Genomic DNA, 15,805 nt, shown 5'->3' on the forward strand with positions numbered 1-15,805 from the left:
CGGCGCCTGCCCCACTGTCCCCGACCGGACGACTGGGCGGGCGCCGCGGCGCGTTCCGGCACGGGAGGCGGGGGCGGTACTCGCGGGGCGATCACGTACGCTCGGCACCTCGTCGGGGGCACGATGGAGGGGGGCCGTCCGTGGCGCTGAGTCTGCGCAAGGTCGAGGAGTCCGCACCCGCGCTGGTGAGCCTGTACAAGACGGCGGGGGTCTCGCTCCAGAAGCACGGCATGAGCGGACAGCGCGCCGCCGTCCATCTCGTGCTCGACCACTCCGGCTCGATGAAGCCGTACTACCGGGACGGCAGCGTCCAGGCGCTCGCCGACCGGGTGCTGGGGCTCTCGGCGAACCTGGACGACGACGGGCGGGTGCCGGTCGTGTTCTTCTCCACCGACATCGACGCCGAGACCGACATCGCTCTCGACGACCACGAGGGCCGGATCGACCGGATCGTCGCCGGCCTCGGCCACATGGGCAGGACGAGCTACCACCTGGCGATGGACGCCGTCATCGACCACTACCTCGACAGCGGCGCCACGGCCCCCGCGCTCGTCGTCTTCCAGACCGACGGCGGGCCGATCGACAAGCTCGCCGCCGAGCGCTATCTGTGCAAGGCGGCGAAGCTGCCGATCTTCTGGCAGTTCGTCGGCTTCGGCGACCCGGGCAGCCGGCAGTTCGACTTCCTGCGCAAGCTGGACGAGCTGGCGGTCCCCGCCAAGCGGCCCGTCGACAACGCCGGCTTCTTCCACGCCGGCAAGGACCCGCGCCGAGTCCCGGACGCGGAGCTGTACGACCGGCTCGTCGCGGAGTTCCCCGTCTGGCTGTCCGCGGCGCGGGCCCAGGGCATCGTGCGGTCATAGACCGGGGCGTAAACCACTGGCCCGAGCCGACCCTCGTCCGACAGGGTGACGCCATGGCATCTCTGGTGAGACATGTGACGATCGACAGCTCCGACGCCTACGCCCTGGCCACGTTCTGGGCAGCCGCGCTGGACTCCCGGCTGTCCGACGACGACCGGCCGGGCGACGAGGAGGCCCTGGTGGAGGCGTCCGGCACCGCGCTCCTCTTCGTGACCGTGCCCGAGCAGAAGTCGGTCAAGAACCGGGTCCACCTCGATCTCCAGCCGCAGGACCGCACCCGCGACGAGGAGGTCGAGCGGCTGCTGCGGCTGGGCGCGACGCTGGTGGACGACCGGCGGAACGCCGACGGGACGGGCTGGGCGACGCTGGCCGATCCCGAGGGCAACGAGTTCTGCGTGGAGCGCTCCGCCGGCGAACGCGCGGAGTGACCTGGCGGAAGCCGCCCCGTCTCCGGTGTTCGTCCGGTGATCCAGAACGGTGACGTGCCGACGAACACGCCGAGCAGCAAGCCGTACAGCAAGCCGGGCAGCCCCAAGAAGACCCAGGTGAGCGCCTCGTGTTGAGCGGCGCGAGGAACTCCTCACGGCTGTGACGCCCGCGCCGCGGCCCATGTGACGCTCGTCGCTCTCCCGCCCCTCGGGCGGGACGGCATGCTACTGTTTCTCCGTTGCTAGTTTTGGTACCCATGAACTTTATGTGCGCCTGACGGGAATGTTCCTTCAGGCGCAATTTTGTTTTCCGGACTCTCCGGGATGGGGCCCCTACCTGTTCAGGAGATACACATGGCTACTGGAACCGTGAAGTGGTTCAACTCGGAAAAGGGCTTCGGCTTCATCGAGCAGGACGGCGGCGGCGCCGACGTCTTCGCCCACTACTCCAACATCGCGACCTCCGGCTTCCGTGAGCTCCAGGAAGGCCAGAAGGTCACCTTCGACGTCACGCAGGGCCAGAAGGGCCCGCAGGCGGAGAACATCCTCCCCGCCTGATTGCCGTAACGCGTTTCTCGCAGCCGGGGCCCGCACCGCGCAGGTGCGGGTCCCGGCTCGCGCTGTGCTCAGGCCAGGAAGGCATTTTCCGTATGACTCGCTCCGAAAAGCGGCCCCGCCGGGCCGCGGACTCCACTTCCGGAACCCCGTCCGGAAATGCCTCGGGCCGCCCCGCGCGCGGCTCCGGCAGCCGTAACGGCTCGGGCGGTGCCGGCTCGCGCCGTGGCGCCGGCACCGGTGCCGCCAAGAGCAAGGGCGGCGCCTCGCGCGGCCGCGGCCCGGCCACGCCTCCGCCGCCGCGTGAGTTCACCCTCCCGGAGACGCTGACGCCCGCGCTCCCCTCCGTCGAGTCCTTCGACGCCCTCGACATGCCCCCGGCGCTCGTCAAGACGCTCGCCGCGCAGGGCGTGACCGAGCCCTTCCCCATCCAGGGCGCCACCCTGCCGAACTCGCTGGCCGGCCGGGACATCCTCGGCCGCGGCCGCACCGGCTCCGGCAAGACCCTCGCCTTCGGCCTCGCCCTGCTCGCCCGCACCGCGGGCCGCCGCGCCGAGCCCAGGGCGCCGCTCGCCATGGTCCTCGTGCCCACCCGCGAGCTCGCGCAGCAGGTGACCGACGCCCTCACCCCGTACGCGACCTCCGTGCAGCTGCGCGTGGCGACCGTCGTCGGCGGCATGTCCATCACCAAGCAGGCCAACTCGCTGCGCCGCGGCGCCGAGGTCCTCGTCGCCACGCCCGGCCGCCTCAAGGACCTGATCGAGCGCGGCGACTGCCGCCTCGACCAGGTCGCGATCACGGTCCTGGACGAGGCCGACCAGATGGCCGACATGGGCTTCATGCCGCAGGTCGTCGCGCTGCTCAAGCAGGTCGAGCCCGACGGTCAGCGGATGCTGTTCTCCGCGACGCTCGACCAGAACATCGACCGGCTGGTGAAGATGTTCCTCACCGACCCGGTCGTGCACTCCGTCGACCCCTCGGCGGGCGCGGTGACGACGATGGAGCACCACCTCCTGTACGTCGCCGACGAGACCGACAAGAAGGCCGTCACCACCCGGATCGCGGCCCGCGACGGCCGCACGATCCTCTTCCTCGACACCAAGCGCGCTGTGGACCGGCTGGTCAAGCGGCTTCTCGCGAGCGGTGTCCGCGCATCCGGTCTGCACGGCGGCCGTTCCCAGCCGCAGCGCAACCGCACCCTGGACCAGTTCAAGACCGGCCAGGTCACCGTCCTCGTCGCGACCAACGTGGCGGCCCGTGGCATCCACGTCGACGACCTCGACCTGGTCGTGAACGTCGACCCGCCGATCGACCACAAGGACTATCTGCACCGCGGTGGCCGCACCGCCCGGGCCGGCGAGTCCGGCAGCGTCGTCACCCTCGTCCTGCCCGAGCAGAAGCGGGACATGAGCCGGCTCATGTCCAACGCGGGCATCAGCCCCCGCACGGCGCAGATCAAGTCGAGCGACGAGGAACTGACCCGTCTCACCGGTGCCCGGGAGCCCTCCGGCATACCGGTCGTCATCGATGTCCCGCAGCCCGCGCAGCCCGCCCAGGGCCGCGGCGGCGGGTCCAGGTCCGGAGCCCCGAGGACCGGCGGCCAGCGCTCGCGCCGCGGTGGCGGCGGGGCCGGCGGCGCCGGCGGACGCTCGCGTACCGGCTCCACCAGCCGTACGGGCACGGGCGGCGCTCCTGCCGCCCGCACCCGCAGCGGCGGCGGCGCCCGCCGGGGCGCGGCCTAGGGACGCCCGCCGGGCCCAGGCGAACCAAGCCGGGGCCCGGCGACCCGGGTGTAAGGCGCGCGGGGGCGGCCGTCAGCGGCAGCGGGGGGCCGTCCACTCCAGCCGCCGCCTGACCCGCTCGTCGCGGACGAACTCCAGGGCGGCGACGGCCGTGTCGCGGGCCGTGCCGTCCGGGGCGCCGTCCGCGAGGAGGGCGGCCAGGGCCTCGACAGCGCGCGGGTCCTGACGCATCGCCAGGCCCCGGGCCGCCTCGGCGACCACGTCCGGATCGGGGTCGCCGAGCCGGGCCGCCAGGGCCTGCCGCAGCGAGGGCGTGTCCTCGGGCACCTCCGCGAGGGCCAGCGTCGCCCAGTCCCGCACCCCGGAGTCGTGGTCCCGGCTCAGCGCCACCAGCGTGTCGACGGCCCGCGCGTGCCCGGCCGGCACGAGCCCGGTGAGCGCGGTCCCGACCGCCCGCCGCACCTCGGCGTCGGGGTGCCCGGCGAACGCCAGCAGCTCCGGCAGCCCGGCCGCGTCCCCGACCCGCCCCAGCGCCACGACCACGGACAACGCCGGCTCCCGTCCGCCCTCACCGCCCACCGGCCCCGAAGCCGGGCTCCCCGCCGTCGAGGCCCCCGTGGCCGAGAGCGTCTGCGTCGCCAGGCGGCGGAGCAGGGGGAGGCTGCGGGGCCCGAAGGTGTCCAGGCCGCCCAGGACCGATGCGCCCAGGGCCCGGCGCAGGGGAGCGTCGCTCGCGCACCAGGCGGCGGCCGCCTCGAAGGTCTCCTCGTCGGCGCGGCTCGCCAGGGCCGCGACCGCCTCGATCCAGTCGTCCAGGTCGGGGTCCCCGCACCGCAGGGCCCGGGCGGCGAGCTCCTCGTACGGTGTGCGGACGCCGAGAGCGGTCTCCAGGAGCGTGGCGATCGCGGCGTGGCCGGTCTGCTGCTCGTTGCCGCTGCCGGGAGCGCCGTCCTCGCGCAGCAGGTCGACGACGACGGTGATCCCGCCGTCCTCCCGGACGCGGCGGACGACGGCCTCGTACGGTTGGGAGCCGTGCGTCTCCAGCAGGCCGCGCAGCACGGCGCCCGCGATGTCCACGCCGATCCAGCGGCGCGCCTCGCGCAGCGCGTCCTCCAGGCCGCCGGCGCCGTGTTCGAGAAGTGCGCGCACGCTCGGCGTGGACCCCCGCCGGGCCGCCGCGACGAGCGGCGGCAGGCCGTCGGGGCCGGGGCGGTCGGGGTCGGCGCCGTGCTCCAGCAGGGCCCGCACGGTCTCCGCGTGCCCCAGCCGCACGGCCCAGGCCATGGCCGTGAACCCGTACACCTCCTCCTGGTCCGCGTGCACCCCGGCGGCGAGCAGCGCCCGCACCACCTCGGCATGCCCCCCGCACGCCGCCCCGCACAGGGGCAGGTCCCCGCCCTCGTCGCCACTGCCCCGCGCCGGGTCGGCCCCGGCGGCGAGCAACACCCGTACGATCGCGGCCTCGTCCGCGACGGCGGCCAGGTAGAGCGCGGTCTGCCCGCCCGTCACGGCCTCGGGCGGTTCCCCGCCCCGCAGGGCCCGTACGACGGCGTCGACATCCCCGTCGAGAATTCCGTTGAACAACGTGCTCATCCACCGACCCTGACCCGGGCCGCCCGGACGGCGCAAATCATTACGCCTCGCACTCCAGCACCGACCCGCACACCCGGCACCTCGCGTGGAGCCGTCGCCCGACCGGGACCCGCAGCCGTTGCCGGCAGACCGGGCACGGGAAGGAGACCCGCATCGACGCGCCCGTGCCCTCGAAGGCGTACGAGGCGCCCGGAGCCGCCCGGCCGTACCGCCGTTCCTTGGCGTAGCGGTGCCGCGCCGCCCACCCGGCCTGCGCCAGCGGGGGCCGCCGTCGGTCCCCGGCCGCCAGGTCCCGGCCGCGTACCCACGCCTCGTACGCCGCCGCGCTCGTGAACCAGGGCGACGGGTCCTCGTCGAAGACCTCCGCGCGCTTGGCCAGCACGTAACCGAACTCCTCCGGCGTCAGATAGCCCAGCTTCTGGCTCGACACCGCGTCCTCCCGGTACGCGTCGAGCAGCAGCCACCCCGCCCCGAGATACGTGGTCACCACGTCCGTGAGGATCTCGTTGTCGCCGGTGGTCGCGAAGCCCAGGTCGAGCCGGTGCAGCAGCACATGGGTGATCTCGTGGGCCAGCGCCGCCCCCACGTCCCTGCGGTGCCGGCGGAAGCGGTCGTTCAGCTCGATGAAGTACTCCGGTCCCGCCGCCGGCTCGACGCTCGCCGCGTGCTCCATCTCCCGGAAGGTCACGACCATCCGCGCCTGCGGAAGCCCCGGCAGGCCCAGGTGCCGTACCAGCGCCGCGGCGACCCGCTGCGCCCCCAGATGCAGATCGTCGTCGTCCCCGAAGGCGACGTCCGCCGCCGGCACGCTCATGGCGTACCGCCTTACTCCGTCCGCCGACAGTCTCCGGTACAGCGCGGTGATCGAACTCCGAACCGTGTCGAGGTGCGGAAACCCGTGGGCGACTTCGTTAGCGTTCGGCACGCCGGACCCCCTTTTCTCCACTCTACGGGGCCGCCGGGCCATGTCCGCCTGGCCGAAAACGCGTCCTTGTGGCCCCCGCGACACGTTGCCCATAATCCGGTCCAAGCCTTGACGGGCACATGCCATCAAGGCCAACCCCCCATGAAAGGTAGTCACTTGAAGAAGAACAGGATCGTCCGCGCGCTGCAGAGAATCGCCGCCACCGGCGCTGTCGTCCTCGCCGCCGTGAGCCTTCAGCCCAGCACCTCCTCCGCCGCGCCGGCGCCCGTCGTCGGCGGCACCCGCGCCGCCCAGGGCGAGTTCCCCTGGATGGTCAGGCTCTCCATGGGCTGCGGCGGTTCGCTGCTGACCCCGCAGATCGTGCTCACCGCCGCCCACTGCGTGAGCGGCTCCGGCAACAACACCAGCATCACCGCCACCGCCGGAGTCGTGGACCTGCAGAGCAGCAGCGCCATCAAGGTCCGCTCCACCAAGGTCCTCCAGGCCCCCGGCTACAACGGCACGGGCAAGGACTGGGCCCTGATCAAGCTCGCCTCGCCGATCACCTCGCTGCCCACGCTCAAGATCGCCGACACGACCGCGTACAACAGCGGCACGTTCACGGTCGCCGGCTGGGGCTCCGCCCGCGAGGGCGGCGCGCAGCAGCGGTACCTGCTCAAGGCGACGGTCCCGTTCGTCTCCGACGCCTCCTGCCAGGCGTCGTACGGCAGCTCCCTCGTCCCGAGCGAGGAGATCTGCGCCGGGTACAGCCAGGGCGGGGTCGACACCTGCCAGGGAGACTCGGGCGGCCCGATGTTCCGCCGCGACAACGCCGGCGCGTGGATCCAGGTCGGCATCGTGAGCTGGGGCCAGGGCTGCGCACGGCCCGGCTACCCCGGTGTCTACACCGAGGTGTCGACGTTCGCCTCCGCCATCAAGTCGGCCGCGGCGACGCTCTGAAACTCTGACCGTCTGACGGCCTGACACGTCGTGACCTTCCGACGACCCGACGGCCCGACGGCCTGACATGTGGTGACACGTACGCCCGGGGGCGGGAGCCCACCCCCGGGCGTACGTACGTTCCACGCCGTCGCCCGTGGCACTCCCACCGCTACGCCAACTCCACCCGCGCCCCCGCGCCCCCGCCCTCCAGTTCGAGCACCCACACCTCGTTGCCGCCCTCCCGCAGCACCGGGCCGGGCACGAACAGCGTGTCCTGCGGGCCCACCCCCCAGTACCGCCCCAAACAGAAATCGTTGACCCACACGAAGCCGTGCGTCCAGCCCGGCAGCGACAGCGCCGCGTCACCTGCCCCCGCGACCTCCACGACCGCCCGGTAGAGCCCCGGACCGGCGTCCGCCGCCACCGGACGGAAAGGCACCTTCGGCACCGTGCCCGCCTCGAAGGCGTCGAGCCGCAGCCCCCGGGCCCGCACCCCGTGCACATACTGGCGCTCGTGCCGCACCCCGCCCGTGATCCCCTTCGACTCCGCCTGGCGCGGCCCGTAGTTGACCCGGCCGAGCGACTCCACCCACAGCTCCACCACCGCCGGCCCCGCCACCGGCTCCGGAAGCACCGCCTCCTCCGCCGTCAGCACACCCGCACGCACCCCGTCCACATACACCACCGCGCGATCACGCAGCCCCGTGACGGACAGCGGATACGGCCGCCGCGGCCCCGGGACCTCCAGCCGGTAGCGGACCAGCCCCCGGTCCACACCCAGCTCCTCGAAGGTCGGCGGCATCGGAACCGACCACTCCGCGCCCCCCAGCACCTCCAGGACCCCCTCCAGCGGAGCCCACTCCACCGGCACCGCCCCCGCCGCGCCCGCGATCCGCCGCGGCGGCGCCGGCACGTCCGGCAGCGGCCCCTCCGCGAACGCCGCGAGCACCTCACGGAACCGCCAGAACTTCTCCGTCGGCAGCCCCGCCTCGTCCACCGGCGCGTCATAGTCGTACGAGGTCACCGTCGGCCGCAGCCCCCCCTCGTGCAGCGCACCCGCCCGGTTGGCCCCCGCCCAGCCGGCGAAGTTGGTCCCCCCGTGCGCCATGTAGACATTGACCGACGCCCCGCACTCCAGGATCTCCCGCAGCGCCGCCGCCGCGTCCGCCGCGTCCCGCACCGCATGCTCCGTACCCCAGTGGTCGAACCAGCCGCACCAGAACTCCATGCACATCAGCGGCCCCGACGGCTGATGGCGCCGCAGCACCGCGAACGCCTCCCGCGCCCCCGAACCGAAGTTCGCCGTGGCCAGGATCCCGGGCACCGAACCGCCCGTCAGCATGTGGTCCTCCGGCCCGTCCGACGTGAACAGCGGCACCCCCACCCCGCAGTCCCGCAGCAACCCCGCCACATGGCCCAGATACGCCTGGTCCGAGCCGTAACTGCCGTACTCGTTCTCCACCTGCACCATGATCACCGGCCCGCCCCGGTCGATCTGCCGCTCCACCACCTGCGGCAGCAGCACCCCGAACCAGCGGTCGACATGCACCAGATACTCCGCGTCGTCCGTGCGCACCCGCCGCCCGAGCGGACCCGTCAACCAGTGCGGCAGCCCGCCGTTCTCCCACTCGGCGCAGATGTACGGCCCCGGCCGCACGATCGCCCACATCCCGGCCCGCTCCACCGCGTCCAGGAAGCGCCCCAGCGCCGCCACATCCCCGTACCGGCCCGGCTCCGGCTCGTACAGATTCCACGGAACGTACGTCTCGACACAATTGAGCCCCATCGCACGGAGCATCCCCAGCCGATGGCCCCACTGCTCCTCGTGCACCCGGAAGTAGTGCAGCGCCCCCGACAGCAGCCGCACCGGCCGCCCGTCCAGAAGGAAATCCTCATCACCCACAGCGAACGTGCTCATGGCCTCACCCTCACCCTCTGGCGGCGAACCGGTCCATGGACAAAGATCGGCGCTGTTTGGACGTAAGGAGACGCGAGGAAACCCGCGGGGAGGCGTGAGCCCGATGTACCACACCTGGATGCGCTACTTCACGCCCAGCCCGGTCCACCACCGCCTCGGCCTCGTCTGCCTCGGCGTCGGGCTCCAGCACGGCGCGCTGCCCACCGTCGGCCCCCGCACCCTCGACCACCACGTCGCCGTCGTCATCAGCGCGGGCAGCGGCTGGTACCGCGCCGCCGACGGGCGACGCACCACCATCACCGCGCCCACCCTCCTCTGGCTCACCCCCGGCGTCCCCCACCACTACTCCGCCGACCCCGCCACCGGCTGGGACGAGAGCTTCGTCGACTTCGCCGGCCCCGCCACCGCCACCTACACCGAACTCGGCTACATCGAACCCGACCGGCCCGTCGTCCCACTCTCCGACGCCGCCGGCGCCCGCGCCGCCATCGGCCGCATCGCCCGAGCCGCCCGGCGCGGCAACCCCCTCCTGGAAGTCGAGACCGGAGCCGCCGTCCACGAACTCCTCGTCGCCCTGCGCCGCGCCCGCGCCGACACCAACGCCGACGGCGACCCCGTCCTCACCGCCCTCGCCCGCGACGCCTTCCAGCCGCTGTCCGTCGCCGAACACGCCGCCCGGCACGGCATGACCCCCGCCGAACTGCGCACCGCCGTCCGGCGCGCCGCCGGCTGCAGCCCCAAGGACTACCTCCTCTCCCTCCGGCTCGCCCGCGCCAAAGAGCTCCTCGCCGCCACCGAACTACCCGTCGCCGCCGTCGCCCGCCGGGTCGGCTACGACGACCCGGCCTACTTCTCCCGACTGTTCACCCGCAGAGTCGGCACCGCCCCCATCCGCTTCCGCGAACAGCAGGGCAGAACCGTGCCCGGCGGCTGGAGCAACCGGATCCCGGATCCCGACCACCCACCGACCATCGCCTCACGATCCGTCTAAGCTCGCTGCCCATGAGCGACACCAGCGACATCGACGAAACCGTACGAGCGGAACTGAACCGGCTCCGCGAAAGCATCGACAACATCGACGCGGCGGTCGTCCACATGCTCGCCGAACGCTTCAAATGCACCCAGCAGGTCGGCGTCCTCAAAGCCCGGCACCAGCTGCCCCCCGCCGACCCGGCCCGCGAAGCCCGCCAGATCACCCGGCTGCGCGAACTGGCCGAGAGCGCCAAACTCGACCCGGCCTTCGCGGAGAAACTCCTCAACTTCATCATCGCGGAAGTCATCCGCCACCACGAGACCATCGCCGACGGAGCACACTGATGGACCGGGTCACCGTCTTCACCCTGGGCGGGACGATCTCCGCCCGGGGCGGCGACGCCACCCGCATGACCGGCACCGAAGTCCTCGCCGGCCTCGGCGTCCCCCACATCGACGTCGAGCTGCGCGACTTCCGCCGGCTGCCCAGCTCCTCCCTCGCCCTGGAAGACCTCGCCGCCCTGGCACACGACGTACGCGACACGGTCGCGGCCGGCTCCGGCGTCGTCATCGTCCAGGGAACCGACACCCTCGAAGAGACCGCGTTCCTCCTCGACCAGCTGTGCGAGACCAGCCGGCCCATCGTCCTCACCGGCGCCATGCGCCGCCCCGACCTCCCCGGCGCCGACGGCCCCGCCAACCTCGCCGCGGCCGTCACCGTCGCCGCCCACCCGGCCTGCCGGAACCTCGGCGTCCTCGTCGTCTTCGCCGACGAGATCCACGCCGCCCGCCACGTCCGCAAAACCCACACCACCTCCCTCGCGACCTTCGCCTCACCCGGCGCCGGCCCCCTCGGATCCGTCATCGAGGGCACCCCCAGAATCCTGCTCCGGCCGACCGTCCCCACGACACCCCGCCCCTTGCGGCTCGACCCGACCGTACGAGTAGCCCTCGTGACCCTCACCCTCGGCGACCGCGGCGACCTCCTCACCAGCCTCGACCCCCAGATCGACGGCCTCGTCGTGGCCGCCTTCGGCGCCGGACACGTCCCCACCTGGCTCGTCGAACCCCTCGAGGAACTCGCCACCCGCATCCCCGTCGTCCTCGCCTCCCGCACCGGCGCCGGAACCACCCTCACCCACACCTACCGCGGCCCCGGCTCCGAGCACGACGTCCTCCACCGCGGCCTCATCCCCGCCGGCCCACTCGACCCCGCCAAAGCACGCCTCCTCCTCCACACCCTCCTCTCCAGCGGAGCGGCAGGCCCCGGAGGCTACGACCGCCCCCGCATCACCGCCGCCTTCACCCACCTCACCTTTTAGGGCTCGGTTCGCCTCCGGGCGCTCTGTGCGTCTGCCGACGGTCGATCGTGCTCGGTCCCTCGTTCCTCGGGACCCGCGCGCGTTCTCCCTTTCGACAGCCGCGGGCCCTTCGGCTCACTCGCCGAGGGGATCGTGGGCTTCGTGGCCGTGCCGGGGTTCCGCGGGTTGTCTCGCCGGCGCCCCTTGGCTCGTCGCCGAGGGCACCCCGGCCCCTGTCCCCGTGCCGGGCGGCCGGGGGTTGTCCCGCTCGCGCCCCTTGGGCTCGTCGCCGAGCGCACCCCGGCCCCCCTCCCCGTGCCGGGAGGCATCAGGCAGCATGGGCCCATGTCCGTACTGACGCGCGACGAAGCGCAGACCCGTGCCCAGCTCCTCGACGTCCAGCACTACACGGTCGACCTCGACCTCACCACCGGCGACCAGACCTTCGCCTCCACGACCGTGATCCGGTTCACCGCCCGCACCTCCGGGGACACCTTCGTCGAGCTCAAGCCCGCCACCCTGCGCTCCGCCCTCCTCGACGGCCGGCCGCTCGACCCCGCGACACTCGACGGCAACCGGCTCCCGCTCACCGGCCTCGCCGCCGGCGAGCACGAGCTGCGGATCGAGGCCGACATGCGGTACTCCCGCACCGGCGAGGGCATGCACCGCTTCACGGACCCGACCGACGGCGAATCGTACGTCTACACACAGCTCTTCATGGACGACGTCCAGCGCGTCTTCGCCGCCTTCGACCAGCCCGACCTCAAGGCCGTCTTCGAGGTCGGCGTCACCGCCCCCGAAGGATGGACCGTCCTCGCCAACGGCATCACCACGCGGCAGCCCGACGGACGCTGGCAGGCAGCCCCCACCCCCCTGCTCTCCACCTACTTCGTCTGCGTCGCCGCCGGCCCCTGGCACTCCGTGCGCACCGAACACGCCGGCCTGCCCTTCGGCATCCACTGCCGCCGCTCCCTCGCCCCCCACCTCGACGCCGACGCCGAGGAGATCCTCGACATCACCAAGGCCTGCTTCGACCGCTTCCACGAGAAGTTCGAGGAGCCGTACCCCTTCGACTCGTACGACCAGGCCTTCGTCCCCGAATTCAACGCCGGCGCGATGGAGAACCCCGGACTGGTCACCTTCCGCGACGAGTTCGTCTACCGCTCCGCCGTCACCGTCACCGAGCGGCAGACCCGCGCCATGGTCATCGCCCACGAGATGGCACACATGTGGTTCGGTGACCTCGTCACCCTGCGCTGGTGGGACGACATCTGGCTGAACGAGTCCTTCGCCGAGTACATGGGCTACCAGACCGTCAACGAGGCATGCTCGGACCGCTTCCCCGACACCTGGATCGACTTCGGCATCGAGCGGAAGGCCTGGGGGTACGACGCCGACCAGCGCCCCTCCACCCACCCCGTCGCCCCCGACCCCGCCGCCGTCCCCGACACCGCCTCCGCGCTGCTCAACTTCGACGGCATCTCCTACGCCAAGGGCGCCTCCGCCCTGCGCCAGCTCGTCGCCTGGATGGGGGAGAAGGACTTCCTCGCCGGCATCAATACCCACTTCAAGCGGCACCGGTTCGGCAACGCCACCCTCGCCGACTTCATCGACAACCTCGCCTCCGCCACCGAGCGCGACGTCCACGCCTGGGCCGACCGCTGGCTGCGGACCACCGGCGTCGACACCCTCACCCCCGAGCTCGGCGGCGACGAGACCCGCACCACCCTCACCGTCCGGCACGACGGCAGCCGCCCCCACCGCGTCACCGTCGGCGTCTACGACCGCGACCTCATCGACGCCCGCCGGCTCGTCCCGCGCGAGCACCTGGAGGTCGACGTCCCGCAGACCGAGCCCCTCGGACTCCCCGGCCCGCGCCCCGCGCTCGTCGTCCTCAACGACGGCGACCTCACCTACGCCAAGGTCCGCCTCGACGCGACCTCACAGGAAACGGCCCTTCGCATCCTCTCCGGCGTCCCCGGCGCACTCACCCGCGCCGTCCTCTGGAACACCCTGCGCGACATGGTCCGCGACGGCGAACTCGAACCCGCCGCCTACCTGGAGACCGCGCACACGCACCTCCCGGAGGAGACCGACCTCGCCGTCGTCCAAGGCGTGCTCGCCTTCGCCCGCACCCAGATCGCCGACCGCTACCTGCCGGCCGAGGAGCGCCCCGCCGCGCTGGCCCTCATCACCTCGCTCGCCCGCGACCTCATCCGCCGCACCGAGGACGGCTCCGCCCCCGGACTGCGCCTGACCGCCGTCCGTACGTTCATCAGCAGCGCCACCCAGCCCGACACCATCGCCGCCTGGCTCACGGACGGAACCGTCCCCGGCGGCCCCGAGACCGACCCGGAGCTGCGCTGGCGGATCCTCGCACGGCTCGCCGTCCTCGGCGCCGTCGACGAGGCCGCGATCGACACGGAGCTGGAGCGGGACCCGAGCGCCACCGGCCAGGAAGGCGCCGCCCGCTGCCGCGCCGCCCTGCCCACCCCCGAGGCGAAGGCCGCCGCCTGGTCCCGGCTCTTCGACTCCGACGACCTGTCCAACTACCTCTTCACCGCCACCGCCCAAGGCTTCTGGCAGCCCGAACAGGCCGATCTGGTACGGGAGTACGTCCCCCGCTTCTACCCCGCCGCCATCGCCCTGGGCGCCCGCCGCGGCCCGGCCATGGCCGAGGCGGCCGGCCGCCACGCCTTCCCCGCGTACGCGATCGACGCCGACTCCCTGGCCCTCGGCGAGGCCCACCTCACGGACGAGTCCCTGATCCCGGCCCTCCACCGCAAACTCGCCGACCAACTGGACGATCTGCGCAGGGCCCTCCACGTCCGCAACCCCTGACGGACGCGGGCCGGCCCTTCGGCCGGTCCGGGCCCTTCGCGAGCCCCGCACCCACCTGCCCCGGGTGCGGGGCTCCTTCCCATGCCCCGCACCCCACGGCCCCCGGCACGCAACCCCCGCGTCCCCCGTTCGGGTTGCCCACCCCCGGCTCTCCGGACAAACCCCCAGAACCCCCGGCAAGCTCATGCCATGCGTGCCGCGCCCACCCCCCGCGCGGTCCCCGGCCGGGCCAGAGCCGACGGCCGCGTCCGTCTCAAGGCCACCCTCCGCACCACCCCCGGCCACCCCGACACACCTCTCACCCTCGTGGAAGGCAGCACCGACCGATGACCGGCACCCCGCAGCGCGACCTCGACCACACCCACGATCTCGTCGGCATCGGCATCGGCCCCTTCAACCTCTCCCTCGCCGCACTCGCCCACGGCGTCCCCGGCGGCCTCACCGCCACCTTCTACGAACAGAACCCGGCCTTCCACTGGCACCCCGGCCTGCTCATCGAAGGCGCCACCCTCCAAGTCCCCTTCCTCGCCGACCTGGTCACCCTCGCCGACCCCACCAGCCCCTGGTCGTTCCTCAACTACCTCCGCTCCCGCGACCGGCTCTTCCCCTTCTACTTCGCCGAGAAGTTCCACATCCAGCGCGCCGAGTACGACGCCTACTGCCGCTGGGTCAGCACCCAACTGCCCGGCCTGCGCTTCGGCCACCAGGTCGACGCCGTCCGCTGGAACCCCGAACGCCGCCTGTTCGAAGTCGACTTCACCCAACTCGACGCCGACGGCGAGGCCGAAGCCCTCGGCCGCGCCCACGCCCGGCACATCGCCCTCGGCGTCGGCACCGAGCCCTACGTCCCCGAGCCGCTCAAACCCCTCGCCGACGCCCCCGGCGTCCCCGTCATCCACTCCGCCGACTACCTCGACCACCGCGAGCGGCTCCTCGCCGCCGAACACATCACCGTCATCGGCTCCGGCCAGTCCGGCGCCGAGATCTTCCTCGACCTCCTCCGGGCCCGCCCCGCCGGAGCCGAGAAGATCCACTGGCTGGCACGCACCGAGGCCTTCGCGCCGATGGAGTACTCCAAGCTCGGCCTGGAACACTTCACCCCCGACTACACCCGCTACTTCCACGCCCTGCCCGAGCCCGTACGCGACCACCTCGTGCCCCGCCAATGGCAGCTGCACAAAGGCATCGACGCCGACACCATCGCCGCCATCCACGACGAGCTCTACCGCCGCACCCTGCAAGGAGGCTGGCCCGACGCCGTCCTCACCCCGGGCGTCAAGGTCCGCACCGCCGGGCGCGTCGCCACCACCAAGGTCGAACTGCACCTGGAACACATCCAGCAGGCCACCCGCTCCCGCCTCACCACCGACGCCGTCGTCCTCGCCACCGGCTACCGCGAACGCCCGGTCGACCGGCTGCTCGCCGGACTCGACCCCTACCTGCGCCACGACTCCGCCGGCCGCGCCCGGATCGACCAGGACTACCGGCTCGACCTCGACCCCTGCGTCACCGGACACGTCTACGTACAGAACGCGGAGAAGCACACCCATGGCGTCGGCGCCCCCGACCTCGGACTCGCCGCCTGGCGCAGCGCCACCATCCTCAACTCGCTCACCGGCCAGGAGCCGTACCCGCTGCCGCGCCGCACCGCGTTCACCACCTTCGGCCTCGAACGACGAGAGGCGCCACGCATCCCGGCCCAGGCCCAGAAGCTGACGCCTCTCACACGCGGCTGACGGTTCGGCCGCC

The 15,805-nt window shown here is 72.8% G+C and carries 13 protein-coding genes; 10 read left to right on the plus strand and 3 right to left on the minus strand.

Going from position 1 to position 15,805, the window contains the following annotated elements:
- Window positions 1–140: 140 nt before the first annotated feature.
- The 4 genes from ACWDX6_RS12310 (at window position 141) to ACWDX6_RS12325 (ending at window position 3,585) form a co-directional block, all read left to right on the plus strand.
- Window positions 141–860 carry a vWA domain-containing protein gene (locus ACWDX6_RS12310; protein WP_451484863.1) on the plus strand — a complete coding sequence of 240 codons (720 nt, stop codon included), beginning with the start codon at window positions 141–143 and terminating at the stop codon, window positions 858–860.
- A gap of 53 nt (window positions 861–913) precedes the next feature.
- Window positions 914–1,288: a VOC family protein gene (locus tag ACWDX6_RS12315; protein WP_451484864.1), complete on the plus strand. Its 375-nt coding sequence runs from the start codon at window positions 914–916 to the stop codon at window positions 1,286–1,288.
- 354 nt (window positions 1,289–1,642) lie between these two features.
- On the plus strand, window positions 1,643–1,846 hold the full coding sequence (locus tag ACWDX6_RS12320; protein WP_005318814.1) for a cold-shock protein: 204 nt from the start codon (window positions 1,643–1,645) through the stop codon (window positions 1,844–1,846).
- 92 nt (window positions 1,847–1,938) lie between these two features.
- On the plus strand, window positions 1,939–3,585 hold the full coding sequence (locus tag ACWDX6_RS12325; RefSeq protein WP_451484865.1) for a DEAD/DEAH box helicase: 1,647 nt from the start codon (window positions 1,939–1,941) through the stop codon (window positions 3,583–3,585).
- A gap of 72 nt (window positions 3,586–3,657) precedes the next feature.
- Here ACWDX6_RS12325 and ACWDX6_RS12330 read toward each other — a convergent pair whose 3' ends face one another.
- Both ACWDX6_RS12330 and ACWDX6_RS12335 read right to left on the minus strand, forming a co-directional pair.
- Entirely contained in the window at window positions 3,658–5,178 is a 1,521-nt protein-coding gene (locus ACWDX6_RS12330; protein WP_451484866.1) for an ankyrin repeat domain-containing protein, read from the minus strand.
- A gap of 40 nt (window positions 5,179–5,218) precedes the next feature.
- Window positions 5,219–6,145 carry a hypothetical protein gene (locus tag ACWDX6_RS12335; protein ID WP_451484867.1) on the minus strand — a complete coding sequence of 309 codons (927 nt, stop codon included), beginning with the start codon at window positions 6,143–6,145 and terminating at the stop codon, window positions 5,219–5,221.
- 99 nt (window positions 6,146–6,244) lie between these two features.
- Here ACWDX6_RS12335 and ACWDX6_RS12340 point away from each other — a divergent pair, with 99 nt between their 5' ends.
- Complete coding sequence (locus ACWDX6_RS12340; protein WP_451484868.1) at window positions 6,245–7,042, plus strand: S1 family peptidase; 798 nt, start codon at window positions 6,245–6,247, stop codon at window positions 7,040–7,042.
- A 151-nt stretch (window positions 7,043–7,193) separates the two neighbouring features.
- Here ACWDX6_RS12340 and ACWDX6_RS12345 read toward each other — a convergent pair whose 3' ends face one another.
- Complete coding sequence (locus ACWDX6_RS12345) at window positions 7,194–8,942, minus strand: glycoside hydrolase family 35 protein (protein ID WP_451484869.1); 1,749 nt, start codon at window positions 8,940–8,942, stop codon at window positions 7,194–7,196.
- A 103-nt stretch (window positions 8,943–9,045) separates the two neighbouring features.
- Here ACWDX6_RS12345 and ACWDX6_RS12350 point away from each other — a divergent pair, with 103 nt between their 5' ends.
- From ACWDX6_RS12350 to ACWDX6_RS12370, 5 genes are all read left to right on the plus strand, one after another.
- Window positions 9,046–9,933 carry an AraC family transcriptional regulator gene (locus ACWDX6_RS12350; RefSeq protein ID WP_451484947.1) on the plus strand — a complete coding sequence of 296 codons (888 nt, stop codon included), beginning with the start codon at window positions 9,046–9,048 and terminating at the stop codon, window positions 9,931–9,933.
- Window positions 9,934–9,944: 11 nt separating this feature from the next.
- Entirely contained in the window at window positions 9,945–10,259 is a 315-nt protein-coding gene (locus ACWDX6_RS12355; protein ID WP_451484870.1) for a chorismate mutase, read from the plus strand.
- Window positions 10,259–11,236 (plus strand): asparaginase, encoded by a 978-nt coding sequence (locus ACWDX6_RS12360; RefSeq protein ID WP_451484871.1) that lies wholly within the window; start codon window positions 10,259–10,261, stop codon window positions 11,234–11,236. Before ACWDX6_RS12355 ends, ACWDX6_RS12360 begins: the two co-directional genes overlap by 1 nt.
- 324 nt (window positions 11,237–11,560) lie before the next feature.
- A complete protein-coding gene (gene pepN / locus ACWDX6_RS12365; RefSeq protein WP_451484872.1) occupies window positions 11,561–14,056 on the plus strand; it encodes an aminopeptidase N in 2,496 nt (831 codons plus the stop codon).
- Window positions 14,057–14,382: 326 nt separating this feature from the next.
- Entirely contained in the window at window positions 14,383–15,792 is a 1,410-nt protein-coding gene (locus ACWDX6_RS12370; protein ID WP_451484873.1) for a lysine N(6)-hydroxylase/L-ornithine N(5)-oxygenase family protein, read from the plus strand.
- Window positions 15,793–15,805: the final 13 nt, after the last annotated feature.

It is taken from the genome of Streptomyces sp. NPDC003027 (genome assembly GCF_053591435.1).